At 36.1% G+C, this 14,509-nt stretch carries 14 protein-coding genes; 12 read left to right on the forward strand and 2 right to left on the reverse strand.

Annotation, left to right across the window (positions count from 1 at the left end; all coding sequences use genetic code 11):
* The 10 genes from ACM46_RS08205 to ACM46_RS08245 all read left to right on the forward strand — a co-directional run.
* Positions 1–588 (forward strand): T9SS type A sorting domain-containing protein (locus tag ACM46_RS08205; RefSeq protein WP_048506176.1); only part of this gene is annotated, 588 nt, incomplete at its 5' end.
* A gap of 5 nt (positions 589–593) precedes the next feature.
* The gene (locus tag ACM46_RS08210) at positions 594–3,512 is read left to right on the forward strand and encodes an RHS repeat protein (RefSeq protein WP_048506177.1); all 2,919 of its coding nucleotides are present in this window, start codon (positions 594–596) and stop codon (positions 3,510–3,512) included.
* Between the two features lie 17 nt (positions 3,513–3,529).
* Positions 3,530–7,594 carry a DUF6443 domain-containing protein gene (locus ACM46_RS08215; RefSeq protein ID WP_083997363.1) on the forward strand — a complete coding sequence of 1,355 codons (4,065 nt, stop codon included), beginning with the start codon at positions 3,530–3,532 and terminating at the stop codon, positions 7,592–7,594.
* 10 nt (positions 7,595–7,604) lie between these two features.
* Positions 7,605–7,925: a hypothetical protein gene (locus ACM46_RS08220; protein ID WP_048506179.1), complete on the forward strand. Its 321-nt coding sequence runs from the start codon at positions 7,605–7,607 to the stop codon at positions 7,923–7,925.
* Between the two features lie 7 nt (positions 7,926–7,932).
* Positions 7,933–8,235: a hypothetical protein gene (locus tag ACM46_RS08225; protein WP_157859433.1), complete on the forward strand. Its 303-nt coding sequence runs from the start codon at positions 7,933–7,935 to the stop codon at positions 8,233–8,235.
* Between the two features lie 183 nt (positions 8,236–8,418).
* The gene (locus tag ACM46_RS23190; protein WP_131707560.1) at positions 8,419–8,604 is read left to right on the forward strand and encodes a hypothetical protein; all 186 of its coding nucleotides are present in this window, start codon (positions 8,419–8,421) and stop codon (positions 8,602–8,604) included.
* Positions 8,604–9,038 (forward strand): hypothetical protein, encoded by a 435-nt coding sequence (locus ACM46_RS08230; protein ID WP_131707561.1) that lies wholly within the window; start codon positions 8,604–8,606, stop codon positions 9,036–9,038. Before ACM46_RS23190 ends, ACM46_RS08230 begins: the two co-directional genes overlap by 1 nt.
* A 325-nt stretch (positions 9,039–9,363) precedes the next feature.
* Positions 9,364–9,825: a hypothetical protein gene (locus ACM46_RS08235; protein ID WP_131707562.1), complete on the forward strand. Its 462-nt coding sequence runs from the start codon at positions 9,364–9,366 to the stop codon at positions 9,823–9,825.
* Positions 9,822–10,328 carry a GNAT family N-acetyltransferase gene (locus ACM46_RS08240; protein ID WP_048506183.1) on the forward strand — a complete coding sequence of 169 codons (507 nt, stop codon included), beginning with the start codon at positions 9,822–9,824 and terminating at the stop codon, positions 10,326–10,328. The genes ACM46_RS08235 and ACM46_RS08240 overlap by 4 nt, the downstream gene beginning before the upstream one ends.
* Before the next feature lie 124 nt (positions 10,329–10,452).
* Complete coding sequence (locus ACM46_RS08245) at positions 10,453–11,094, forward strand: uracil-DNA glycosylase (protein WP_048506184.1); 642 nt, start codon at positions 10,453–10,455, stop codon at positions 11,092–11,094.
* Here the strand turns inward: ACM46_RS08245 and ACM46_RS08250 are convergent.
* Positions 11,081–11,587, reverse strand: coding sequence for a hypothetical protein (locus ACM46_RS08250; protein ID WP_048506185.1), 507 nt, complete (start codon positions 11,585–11,587; stop codon positions 11,081–11,083). The genes ACM46_RS08245 and ACM46_RS08250 overlap by 14 nt on opposite strands.
* A 41-nt stretch (positions 11,588–11,628) precedes the next feature.
* Entirely contained in the window at positions 11,629–12,120 is a 492-nt protein-coding gene (locus ACM46_RS08255) for a DUF456 domain-containing protein (RefSeq protein WP_048506186.1), read from the reverse strand.
* A gap of 122 nt (positions 12,121–12,242) precedes the next feature.
* Here ACM46_RS08255 and ACM46_RS08260 point away from each other — a divergent pair, with 122 nt between their 5' ends.
* A complete protein-coding gene (locus ACM46_RS08260; protein ID WP_048506187.1) occupies positions 12,243–13,511 on the forward strand; it encodes a mechanosensitive ion channel family protein in 1,269 nt (422 codons plus the stop codon).
* A 148-nt stretch (positions 13,512–13,659) separates the two neighbouring features.
* Entirely contained in the window at positions 13,660–14,379 is a 720-nt protein-coding gene (locus ACM46_RS08265) for a pyridoxine 5'-phosphate synthase (protein WP_048506188.1), read from the forward strand.
* Positions 14,380–14,509 lie beyond the last annotated feature (130 nt).

Here is a 14,509-nt window from a genome sequence, read left to right on the forward strand (position 1 = left end):
GGAAACAGGGATATTCTGATGGGAATGAGTGTGATTCAGAGCCAAGATTCAAGAGCCAAGAACCAGGACTTTACAAAAGGAATTTTATTGGGTGGATATACCCAAGCGGAAAACCGCATTGAGACCGATGATGAAACTTTCTGGATGCTTTACTTAAATGAAGAAGGTAATGAGCAGTGGAGAAAACATGTGAAAGGAGAATCCAGAAAACGAGAGGAAAGACTCTCTGATATTAAACTAAACAGAGATGGTTCTATTATTCTAGCCGGAACCAGCGCTGAAGAACTTGGAAAAGAAAACTGGAAGATTGTAAAACTAGGAGACAGCCAGATTAATAAGCTGATTGAAAAGCAGGATATCAAGATTTATCCGAATCCGGTATCTGATTATGCGTATGTGGAAATTGGATATGATTTCAAGGAAGCTGATATTATCCTTTACGATATGGGTGGAAGGCAGTTACAGAGCTTGAAGACGAAGAATAAAGTAACTAAGATCAATACTCAGAATTTAATTCAAGGGGCTTATCTGGTGACAATAAAGACGGATGCGGGTAAAACGGCGAATGCTAAATTGATAAAGAAATAAAAACGATGAAAAAAAATAGAATAAAAATTCTGCTAAAATTGGCAGGAATAATTATCGGGATTATTATACCTGGTACCATAGTGGCTCAACAAACTGAGGTTAATTTTGGAGATTTCTCCCGGCCTGTGCCTTCGGTATCTTCTCTGGCTACTTATAACAATACCCCTGTTTCTCTTTCTACAGGAATGCCCAGCATATCTATTCCTTTGTTTGAGCTTCCCACTAAAACAAAAAACATGTCAGTACCAGTGGCGTTGGCGTATAATTCGGGGAATGTAAAACAACTGGAACCAGCAAGTAATGTAGGAACCGGCTGGTCACTATTGGGTGGAGGTGTTATTTCCAGAGAAATTATAGGAAGCTTAAATGAAGTACAGTACACTAACAGTCCTCCTCATTCAAAGTTTGAGTTTGATGATATATATTACTATAATCTGCCAGGGATTTCAGGTAAGTTCAGGTTTAATCGAAACACATCAACTGGCACTATAGATATTGAAAACCTTTCTACTAACAAGGTGAAGATTTCGTATACTAGGGACAATTCTCCACAGGTTTATACATTTACAGTAGCCAGCTTTACAGTAACAGATGAGAACGGCTATAAATATATCTTTAATGACTACAGTACAAGCAGCGATCTTATTGAAGGTATTTACCAATACAGATCAGCTTTCTTTTTAAGTCAGATAAAATTAGCTGATGATACGGTTGTAGCTAATTTTGAATATAGAAAAGACAGCAAAACTGAAAGTGATAGTCCAACTGCTTCCATTGTGTATATGAGTTGTAAACTTGCTAAGATCAATTCTGATGGGCTGGGCTCTGTGGTTATAGACTATCAGTATGATGATACGAAGGAAAAAACAATGAATGATCCCTACAGCATCTCGCAAATTCTATTGAAAGATTCACGGGAGAATATAATTTCAGGATATAAGTTCAACTATAAATGGGAACAACTTTTTCCTTTCACAGATTCGGATGATACTGAACAAAAAGGGAGAAGGCTTTTGAATAAGCTGATAAAAATTAATAGAAATCTTGCAGAATATGAAAAAACAGGTTTCGTATATAACCCTTATCAGGATATGGGGGCGCTTATGAACGAAAACTATCACCCGGGGCTTTTGAAAAAAATGATTTATCCAACAGGAGGGGTAGCAGAATATAATTTTGAAGCCCATGATTATTTTTTCAATAGAACTTCACCACAGTATCTGGAAAATTTATTGGGGACAGTCAGCATTATTGATCCTTTGGTGCAGGAATGGGGGCCTGAAGCTCCTGTAATCAATGTGGATACCAATCAAAGTTCAGAATATACCTTAACTGTTCAGGGAAATCCAGGCGTGACCCAGAGTGTTGCTCTAAAATTTATTATCAACGAATACTATCCACCGGGTATTTGGGTTCCTGACACCCCAGATCCAGATGATCAGCCTGCTCCAGGAACAGAACCGGGACCTGGTGGTCATTATCACTTTGATTTAACTTATACCCTGAAAAAAGACGGTGTTGTCATTACCAGACACTCCGCTGACATTAATACATTTTTTTACCAATTACAACCGGGTAATTACATTGTAAGCATTTCCGGGACGGGCGGAAAAGCACAGATGTTGAAGTCCCAGATAAGACTGAAAAATGGCCCTTATCCCAATAGGAAGGCCGGACCAGAGTATGGCTCAAGGATCAAAAGCATTAAACATTACAACAGTATTAATGACACACAACCAGTAAAAACGGAACAGTATAGTTACGCTCCATTTACAGATCCAATTAGCTCTAGCGGTTACATTTTCAGGAATGAATCTGAAGATCCAACCCCCTTTTCTAATTACGTACTTTATAAAAACGTATCGGTAACAGATGGCGAAAATGGATTTGTACACTATTATTTCAAAACACCTGATGACTACCCTAAAACAGCATATACGGTGGACGGAACTGCCACAAGTTTCTGGCAATACTACACCATTACTAAATCTGGAGTTATGGCTAAAAAAGAGACCTATAATGAGCTAAATGAATTATTATCGTCTTCGGAATACGAATCGGAATTTGAAACGTTGCAGAATTTTCCAGATCTGAAAATACCGGCATACCAAGGAGTTTCGGAAATATATACCAAACCTGCATACATTAAAAACACCAAAACAATTACGAAAACCTATTCAGGAGGTATATATGCAAAGAGTACAGCTGAAACAACTTATAATGCTAGTAATTTCAACCCTGAATATATAAAAGAGGTTTCGTCTGATGGTATAGTCATGGAAAAACGAATCCGATATGCTATGGATAAAAATAAAGTACAGCTTATCAGCGCCAATATGGTTTCTGTTCCTTTAGAAACCGAAACAAAAGTGAATGATAAGACAATTGAAAAAATAGAAACTCTGTATGCAGATTCCGGAAGATTTGATCCTGCTTCAGTTATTGTAAATAGCCCGGATGACGGAAGTGTCAAGATCCCTGTAAAATACGAATCATATGATTCGTACGGAAATCTACGTCAGTATTCAACTAATGTTAATGAAGCTACAGGAATTGGTTTTCCAACTGTTATTATATGGGGTTATAATCAGGCTATGCCTATTGCAAAAATAGAAGGCGCAAAATTGTCGGATATAGGAAATCTGGCTGATGATATTATTACTAAATCCAATGCAGACAAGGATATTCAAACCGAAACTGATTTGATTAATGTATTAGATCTGTTTAGAACCAATTCTGCTTTAAAAAATTTCCATATCACTACCTTCACTTATGATCCTTTAATTGGAACTACAACAGAGACTTCTCCTGATGGGATTAGGAAAATTTATAAATATGATCAAAATGGTCGTTTGCAATCCTTAACAGATGTAAACGGGAATATTCTTAAAGAATATAAATATAATACTAAGCCACAGCCTTAATATGTAAATCTACAAACATGAAAAAAATAGTCTTAACATTATATATATTTTTCTGTGTTCTAGGCCGGGCACAGAGTTTAACATCTACGGAAAATTACGTATATAGCAGAACCTATATGGAAGCTGTAACATCTGAGCAAGCAAATGCTGCCCAGACCCAGATTGTAAAGTATTTAGACGGTCAGGGAAGGGCTTTTCAAAATATTGGAATAAAGGCTTCCCCATCATCAAAAGATATTGTTGTTCCACTAACTTATGATGGTTCTGGCAAACAGACAAAATCTTTTTTACCAATGCCTTCAGACTCACAGAACGGGGCATATATGCCCGCATTGAACGGAAATTCTGTAAATACATATTATGGTGTTCCTAATGCATATTCTGAAACGGCTTATGAAAAATCTCCGTGGGGAAGGCCAAAGAAACAGGCAATGCCAGGAAGTGACTGGCAGATTGCGGGAACTCATACACAAAAAGCAGAATATGGTTTGAACGGTGAGGGAAAAGTGAAAAGATTTAAAGCTGTAACAATCTGGAACCCATCGGCTGGAATTAACGATGTTTCTTTATCGATCGCTGCAGATGATGATTATACTTCAGGTGGATACTATAAAGCGGGAACATTGTTTGTGACTATCTCAACAGATGAGGATGGAAATGAGACTCACACATTTACCAACTCACGGGGCCAGAATATAATGTTTCGTCAAATTAATAGGAAAACAAATGGAATTTCTGAGAACCTAGATACTTATTATGTTTACAATGAGTCTGGAAATACTGTCTTTGTTATTCCTCCTAAAGCCTCTGTATCAGCAGTATCTCAAAATATTCTCGATAATTTATGCTATCAATATAAATATGACCAATATAACAGGGTAGTCGAAAAAAAGTTGCCAGGAAAAGGCTGGGAGTTTACGGTATACGATAAGCAAAACAGACCCGTATTAAGTCAGGATGGCCTTCTTGCAGGCACTACAAATAACTTTTCAAAGAAGGGATGGGTATTTAAAAAGTATGATGCATTTGGCAGACCTGTGTACAGCGGATTCTTTGCCAATTCTGCTTCAAGGACTGTTATGCAGACGGCTTTAAACAATATGTCGGCCAATGCTCTTAATAATGAAAAGCCTAGCATGACACCATTTACGCAGAATGGGATCAGTGTATATTATACCAAAGAAGCTTTCCCGACAGGAAGTATGACGATTCTTGGAGTGAATTATTATGGTGAATACCCTACAGGATTTTCCCAAAGACCTGAGCAAATACTTGGCAATAATACTCTTTCACCAGTACCCACAAGTATTGCGGTTAATGGACTGTCATCTATAAGAAGCACAAAAACATTTCCTACAGCATCTTTGACGAGAAATATCGAAAATGAAAATTGGACCTCATCAGTGCTTTGGTATGATACTTTGGGACGAATAATTGGGACCTATGAAGGCAATCATCTGGGTGGGTTTACCCGTACAGAGATTTTGTTGGACTTTTCGGGGAAAACAAAAGAACTATATACTTTTCATTCGAAAAATTCAGCATCTGTACAGGTTACAGTAAAAGACAGATTTGTTTACAGTCCGCAGAATTTTCTATTGAAACATTATCAGCAGATTAATGCCAATCCGGAAGAACAATTATCTGAATATGCTTATAATGATTTGGGGCAGGTTGTTAATAAGAAAACAGGTAATGGCCTTCAGAGTATTGATTACACATACAATATCAGAGGATGGCTTACAGGAATCAACCCTTCTGATATAAACGATATGGGAAGTAAGCTTTTTGCTTACAGGATAAAATACAATTCAGTAGAGGGTGCAGAAGTACCTAACAATTCCTTTACCAATCTTAAAGTGAAACCGAGATACAACGGTAGTATTGCAGAAATAGATTGGAAAACAGCCTTTGGAGCTAATGAGCCGCTGAGACGATACGGATATGTATATGATGGTGCAACAAGGCTGCTGGCGGGCTTCTTCCAGATCAGCACCAATCCTTATTCTAAAGAATATAGCGAAGTTGTGGATTATGATCTTGCCGGGAATATTACTTCGCTGCATAGAACTGGAAGTGCTGTCAATGGAAAGGCAGAGGTAATGGATAATCTCACCTACAATTATCTGAATAGAGGTAATCAGCTGGAGTATGTACAGGAATCTGGAAAAGGAAATGCTTTAAGTGGGTATCCTCTGGCTACCGGACAAGGAAGTATTATGCAATATGATGCCAATGGAAATATTACACAACAACTTGACAAGCGTCATGAAAAAATTACTTATAATTTTCTGAATCTTCCTTCTGCTATTTTTTCATCTTCCCAACCAGAAACTCTGAAATATATTTATTCATCGGACGGTACAAAAAAGCAAATGTCAAAAAATATAGAAGTTACAGACTATTTAGGGGCATTTCAGTATACTGTTAATAATTCGTCAGGATTACAGACTTCTTTTGTTCTTGCCAATGAGGAAGGTTACTATGATTTTATCAATAACAGATATGTATACCAGTATAAAGATCATCTGGGAAACATAAGGCTGTCTTACACAAAAGCGAGCGGTGGGCAAGCTGTCATTCTTGAAGAAAACAATTATTATCCCTTTGGGCTAAAACATTCCGGATACAATACAGGCAATACAGGCAACAACCAATTTAAATATCTTTACAATGGCAAGGAGCTGCAAAGCACCGGAAATCTGGATTACGGATGGAGACAGTATATGCCGGATCTTGGTAGATGGAATGGAATGGATCAGTTAGCTGAAAATTACCATTCAGCAAGTCCTTATGCTTATGTGATGAATAACCCAATATCTTATATAGATCCAGATGGAAGAGATATTGAAGAGACTGATAATGGCTGGAGCTTTACAGGTGATGATATAGGTTGGGCTATGAGCTATTTCGGAAATGGTGGGAAAGTAAAGGATCTGGATGGCGCTTTAGCATCGTGGCTAACAGGAGGAAACTCTTTTGGAAGTAATAATGAAAGTTTCTGGCAAGATTTTGAAGGGCTTAGCATATCAATACCGGAAGTTATTATTAATGCAAAAGGAAATTCCAAAACATGGAAATTGGGAAGCAATCTTGATTTTAACAGCTTCCTGATGTACAGTAAATTTACAGGAGCTTTGGGAGAAGCAACCTATGATTTCAACAGTAGTAGAATGGGGTCGGCTATTCTCAATTCTAAGGCATCACAGAGCGTGGCAGGCGTTGAAAATTTCCTGTTTCTTGAACTTCCTGCATCCGTGCTGGGTGGAGAAGTATTAGCTATTGGATGGAGAGCTGCAGGAATGAGTCGTATTATATGTAGACCTCTGGGAAGAATTACCAATGGATTGATAAAGATCTGTTTTACTGAAGGTACTCTTGTTGCCACAGAAAATGGAAACAAAAAGATTGAAGACATCAAAGAAGGTGATCTGGTATGGAGTTATAATGAAAAAACGGGTAAAAAAGAGCTTAAAAAAGTAGTTGAGCTATCCCGAAATACTTCTTCTTCATTAGTGAAAATCTCTGTAAACGGAACGGAAATTACCTGTACACCGGAACACCCTTTTTATGTGAATGAAAATTGGGTTGAAGCTAAAAATCTTACTAAAGGAATGCTTCTAACCACTCTGAACGGAAAAAATTCTCCTGTAGAATCTATAAAGTTTTTGGATGAGAAAGTAAAAGTCTATAACTTTGAAGTAGAGGATAATCATAATTATTATGTTTCTGAGAAAGGGGTTTTGGTACATAATGATTGTGGTGTAACTGCAATTATTGAAGCAATGCCATCATCATTAAAGCAGTTAAACATGTGTAAGGACTTTGCTGCCAGCTTGATGGAGAAGATGACAGCGCAGGGCATGAAAGGAGAATTATTAACATTAAAGTCTGAGACTGATTTTATTTGGTCAAACACATTTAATAGAACTATCACTACAAATGGAGACCATGTTGGGGTAAAAGTAGGTAATACAGTATATGATAATTTGTTTCCAAATGGAATTGAATATTCTAAATGGCTTATGGATTTAGAAGTAGGTTCTCCAATTTTAGGAATGCCAAAAGTAACACCTTTTTAAAGAAAAAAATATGAAATTTGAAGAATTAATGTCTCATATTGAAAGGAGACCACAACAATTTATCGGTGAAAAAGATATATTCTTATTAAATGCCTTTTTAACAGGGTATCTGTGTAATGATGCAATAAGATTAGGGGAAAGCGCTAAATACGATTTTAGATCTGATTTTAATAATTGGTTGCAAAAAAAATTCAATTATCACAATTCATTTTCATGGTCAAATATAATAAATGAAATAAGTAAAAAAGAAAATTTAAATTCAGTCGATGTTTTCTTTAAAGAATATCATTTATATGAAAACGAGAAAAAATCAGTAAGTGAATTCGATTAATTGTGTGATGACTATACACAAAATTTTGCCTCATATTGAACAAAAGCCTCTAATGTATTTAAAAACAAAGAATATTTATCTTTTGGATTCTTTTATCGGAGGATATTTATCCTGTCAGCAAATTCACGATAAAAATTTTGATGATATAAATTTTCAATCTGATTTTCATGAATGGTTAAGGGTTAAATTTAACTTTGAAAGAGGTAGTACTTGGGCTGATTATATTTTTAAAATAAGCCAGAATGAAGGATTAAATTCAGTAGATATTTTTTTTAGAGAATATTATTTATTCAAAGAAGAAAATTTATAGTATTTAAAATATTCCCTTGCTTATTGAGTAAGGGATATTTTTATTTTGGAGGAAAAACTCTAAAACTTTGAAGTAGAACCTAGTCATAATTATTATCTTTCGAATAAAAATATTCTTGTCCACAATGATTGTGGTGTAACTACAATTATTGAAGCAATGCCATCATCATGAAAGCAGTTAAATATGTGTAAGGTCTTTGCTGCTAGTTTGATGGAGAAAGCCACTTTAGCCTCACTTCCGGATAATTTAATGAGAGTGGGAGCTCTTGGTACAAAAATGATTCCGGAGCAAAGGACTGAGTCCATAAAACTAATAGAGCAACAACAACAACAACAACAACAACAACAACAACAACCAAAAACAAGATAATGAAAGTTTTTAATAAAATAATAATTTGTTTTTCATTTGCTGTTATAAGCTGCTCTGCTATAAAGACAACTGAAATATATGGTACAGAGATGGAGGTTGTCGATAATGTAAGATCAAAAGTTATGATTAAAAAGTTTCATGCTCAGAATAAAAACAAGTCTTTTCTAGATTTTACATCTCAGTTTGACAATCTTATTACGGTCAAAAATGGTGATAGTATTGTTCTCAATGAAAAAAGTAAGACATTGCCGATGCTAGGATATACAAACTCTTGTGTAATTTTTAATAATAAAGAGGTTGAAATTATTATTGATAAGAAACATAAAATGAAATTGAATAAAGAACAATTACCAAAGTATAAGTTTATATATATTGAAAAAGATAAAAATCATTATAAAATCGAATATACTAATAAAGCTCGTTCTTTTATGTAAAAAAGAATAATGCAACATAAAACCCTCAATTTTGTGAGGCTTTTATTAATTATATGCTTCGTTTTCCAGTTGAACATTGAAACTGATATTTTAAAATTTTATAAGATCAGTATATTGATCAGTACAAAGATCATTTGAGTAACGTGAGAATAATTTTCACCAGAAACAGCGCAGGTACCCTTGAAATCACCGATTCAAATGATTATTATGTATATTTGAGGGTATTTACAAAATTTTCACCCAGAAATATTCTTAAAATTAGATGGAAAGGATTGACAGGAAAATTTATAATTCAGAAAAATTATTTGCTGTAAATAGTGATATAGTGGATTGGAACTTAGAAAAGCGTCATGGCATGCAGAAGTGGAGAGCACATGATCGGTATGGTTTCATTGAGCTGAATCTTTATGAATTAGACAATTATAAAAGAGAAATAAATAACAGCTTTCCATCTGATTACTGCTCAAATATTGATTGGAAAGTAGATGAAAATGTATTTCCAAAAGAACTTTACGACCTTCATCTGGAAGAAATAAAAAATTATGCTGATTTTATTACCATTTATATTTCGGCCCTCAAAGGGAAGCATTTAAATTTTATTTTTGAAATTACTTTTGCAGGTTTTCACATAATAGACAGTTTCCGGAAAAATACTTACGGAAGAGCTTTAATTGAGGCAGTCATAAGCTGTTTTAACCAGGAAAGCTACAATGCAGGGAAATCCTACAAAGAAAAATACCATTCACCTGAGGAAATAGAGTATCAAATGTCACATTATAGAAAATGATTAAAACCGAACGGCTGCTATTAAAAAACATCAACGAAAGCCACGTTGAAGATATTTTACGAATTCGAAGCAACGAAGTCATTAACCGTTTCGTGAGCAGAAATTCTCCGAAAACGAATTATGATGCATTACAGTTTATCTTAACGATCAAGGAAAACACTCAAAATAATAAAACCGTTTATCTGGGAATTTCTTTAAAAGATGAACCAAATCTTATCGGAACTATTTGTCTGTGGAATTTTTCCGAAGACAGGAAAACCGCTGAGGTGGGCTATGAATTATTACCCGATTACCATAGGACAGGAATTATGTCCGAAGCGTTGGGCGCTGTTTTAGATTTCGGATTTAATGAACTACATTTACAGGAAATTTTAGCTTTTACCCATAAACTGAATGAAGCTTCTAAGAAATTACTTCTGAAACATAATTTTGTTCTGGAAGAAGGAAGAAAAGACGAAGATTTTCCTGATAATTTTGTTTTTAGTTTAAATAAAAAACAATAAACTTTTAGCTCCCGATTATCTCATCATTATCTCAACACATCACCGCATCAACACATCACCAAATTTGGTCATCCAGTAATTAAAGGATATTTTTGTACTATTAACAAACTTTCATATCAGCCTCATGACCTGGACAGACGTTTTAGCCCCGATAAAAAATACAGACTATTTTACCAACCTTTGGGAAAAAGTAAAACAGGAATATGCAACAACCAAAGTTTTTCCACCTAAGAATCAAATCTTCAGAGCATTGGAAATTACGCCTTTTGAAGAGGTTGAAGTGGTGATTATCGGTCAGGATCCTTATCATAATGACTTTCAGGCCAATGGATTGTGTTTTTCTGTTTCCGAACAGGTAACGGCACCACCTTCCCTTAAAAATATTTTTACAGAACTGAAAGATGATCTGGGAATAGACAGAACATCAAAAGAGCTTGACGATTGGGGAAAACAGGGTGTTTTATTACTGAATGCAACATTAACGGTTCGTGCCCATTCTCCTAATTCTCACAAAGATTTAGGATGGGAAAAGTTCACAGACTTTATCATTAAAGAAATTTCAGATAAAAAAGAGAACGTGGTTTTCGTACTTTGGGGTGCTTTCGCCCAGAAAAAAGCCGAACTGATTGATCCGGCTAAGCATTTTATTTTAAAATCGGCACACCCTTCTCCGTTTTCCGTGTACAGAGGTTTTTATGGCAGTAAACCCTTTTCAAAGATTAATGAATATCTGACTTCAAAAGGGAAGAAAACTATTTCCTGGTAGAACCCGGAATGGCAGATCCGTCAGTTTTTGTGATTTTAATGGCCACTTTGTATTTTCCTTCCAAAGCTTTTGTTCCGCCATCAGATTTGGGGAACGGGGTTACTTCCTCCAATGAAATCGTATAACCGTTGAATTCTTCGGACTGGTGATAATTTCTTCCGGCGTTGTCTGTGGTAGCAAGGCTTAAAACAACAGGCCTTGTATAGGTTCCCATGACTTCAATCTGTGCTACAGCAACTCCAGCCCAGATACAGTTAACTCCCTCAGGGCAGCGGCTGTCTTCAGAAATACCACTGAATGTGACATTCATATCATATGCTTTGAGGAATTTATTTTCTCCCAGATTCAGATAAATAATCCCTTTTTGTACCGGAGATTTTGTACCATTGGTTGTTGGTCCGGCAGTTGATTCCTGAGGTTTTGTCTTCTTTTGGGCATTGCATCCGGCTAAGGTTAGCATTCCCAGACTGAATATGATGGCTTTGTGAAACATAATTTATTCTTTTAGAGTTAAACAATACATCCTCTCTTCATCTAAATAACATCAAGCATATCTAAAACGACTACCAAAAACATGGCCACTCCGACAACAAGACTGAAACCGGTCCCATAAATAAACCCGATAAATGCTCCTTTGGTGGACTGAAGGGCCTTATTCATATCCTTACTGTCATGAAGAAGTTCCCCGATAAATACCCCCGCAAACATTCCGATCAGAAAACCTAAAGGAATAGGAATAAAAATCCCCACAATGGTTCCGATGATAGAGCCAATGCTTCCCCAGCGGGTTCCTCCGTATTTTCTGTTGGTTTTTGCCGGAATTACATAGCTTAATACCGCGGAAATGGCAGTAAGAATCCCGAATGCCCAGATATAAATCATAGGAAGATCGGCATCTGTCCCGAATTTATAAATCAGAAGACCGCAGATACTTAACAGAAGTCCTGGAAGTACAGGCAGGAAAGTTCCCAGTATTCCGAGAAACAGTAAAATAAGGCAGAGAATATTAATTAACGCTGTATCCATTTTTAAAAATTATCAATGCAAGATAGTAAAAAAGAAGATTTAGAGACCGGTTTTAAATATTTGGGATGAAAATTGATTGTGAATAGCAACATCATCACTCTTAATTTTATAAATTTGCTGTAATGAAAGACGAGATACAGGACACTAAAAACTTTTTACAGGAAATAAGTGATCAGCTTTACATTTATATCAGTCAGGTAACACCCGGCGGAATGGATTGGGTTGTGCATATTATTATCAAGCTGGCATTGCTTTGCGCTGTATTTTTAGTAGTTGATTTTATTTTCAAATTTGTCATTAATTTCGTTTTCCGGTTCTTTCGGAGTGATGAAAAATATCCCGTCATAAGATCCATTTACCAGTCTAAAATCTCAAATTCTGTGGCTCATTTTGCCGCACTTCTGGTAGTAGGAGGAATACATCCTTCCATATTTCCCGCAACAGCATTACCTAAAACCAATATTTTCATCAACAGATCCATCAATTTAGGGTTGGTGCTGATTCTTGCAGGCATGCTGTACAGATCATTGACAGGTTTCCGGTATTATTTTACTATAAAACAGGATTTCTATAAAATCATGGCGCTGAATGCCATTTCCGAAACGGTGAAAATCTTAGGAATATTTGTGTTTTCTGTCGTAGGAATCTGTGTTATATTCGGAATCAAGGGAACTACAATTGTCGGAAGTCTGGGAGCGATTACCGCTGTGTTGGTACTTGTTTTCAGAGATACCATTTTAGGGTTTGTAACAGGAATACATGTGGCGACTTCCAAAAACCTGAAAGTAGGAGACTGGGTCAGCATTCCCAAATACAGCATCGAAGGAAATATTACAGATATAAGCCTTCTTACTACCAAGATCACCAATTTTGATAAAACGGTTTCAACCATTCCTACCTACGACCTTCTTACTACGGAGATCAAAAATCTTCAGGTGATGTCCGAATCCAATACCAGACGAATTAAAAAATCAATTTATTTCAATATCAATTCCTTTAAATTTTTGAATGAAGAAGATATTGAACGTTTAAAAGGAATCAACCTTATCTCCGATTATATTGAAGAAAAAACACGGGAAATTGAACAGGAAAAGCAAGGTCTGGAACATCGGGAAAGAACGATCAACGGAAGACAGCTTACCAATATCGGCGTTTTCAGACATTATGCCCAGAGGTATATAGAAAATGATCCTGATATTGATGAAAACGGAACAAGAATGGTCCGCCAGCTGGAAATTACACCGCAGGGACTTCCTCTTGAGATTTACTGTTTCGCCAATGACTCTCAATGGGAACATTTTGAACAGATACAGGCTGATATTTTTGACCACTTGCTGGTAGCCTCAAAAGAGTTTGATCTTCAGGTGATGCAGGTGAGTGTTAAAGTGTAGAGAAGAAGTTAGAAGCTAGAAATTAGAAGTTAGTGAGATTCGACTGCTTTGTAGTCTGATCTGGTTTTAGAGATATAGAAGTAGCCCCCAAAACTAATTTCTAACCTCTAATTTCTAATTTCTAAAAAAATAATATCTAAATAAAGAAATGACAAAATTAAGCGTAAACATTAATAAAATTGCGACATTAAGAAATGCCAGAGGAGGCGAAACGCCAAGTGTAACGGAAGCTGCCGTGAAGATTCAGGAATTCGGTGGACAGGGGATTACCATCCATCCAAGACCCGATGAAAGACACATCACAAGAAAAGATGTCTACGATCTTAAACCTTTGGTGACTACAGAATTCAATATTGAAGGAAATCCACACCGTTCTTTTATAGATATGGTTCTGGAGGTGAAACCTGAGCAGGTAACACTGGTTCCCGATGCAGATGATGCCATCACATCCAATGCAGGCTGGGATACCAGAAAACATTTGGATTTTCTTACTGAAATTATCGCAGAGTTTAAAAATGCAGGAATTCGTACATCTATTTTTCTTGATCCGCTTCCTGAGCTGGTAGAATATGCTGCAAAAACCGGCGCCGACAGAATTGAACTTTACACGGAAGCTTACGCTAAAGATTATCTGACGAATAAGGAACAAGCTATTAAACCTTATTATGATACAGCAGTTGCTGCTACAGAATTCGGACTTGGAATCAATGCGGGACACGATCTGAGCCTTGAGAATTTAAAATATTTTGCAGATACAATTCCTAATCTTCTGGAAGTATCTATCGGGCATGCTTTGGTTTCTGAAGCGCTTTATATGGGACTTGAAAACACTGTTCAGGCATATTTGAAAAGATTAGCTACCTGGTAAAAAAAGAAATTAAATCGCAGAAAGTAGTATTAAAGTTACATTTTAGTACTCTCTTCTTACATTTTTGTGAGCAAAGCTGAAATCTAAAGCTTTTAAAACGCTCTATCATCTAATTTCTAATCTCTAACTT

It is taken from the genome of Chryseobacterium angstadtii (genome assembly GCF_001045465.1).
In the GTDB taxonomy this organism is placed as follows: Bacteria; Bacteroidota; Bacteroidia; order Flavobacteriales; family Weeksellaceae; genus Chryseobacterium; species Chryseobacterium angstadtii.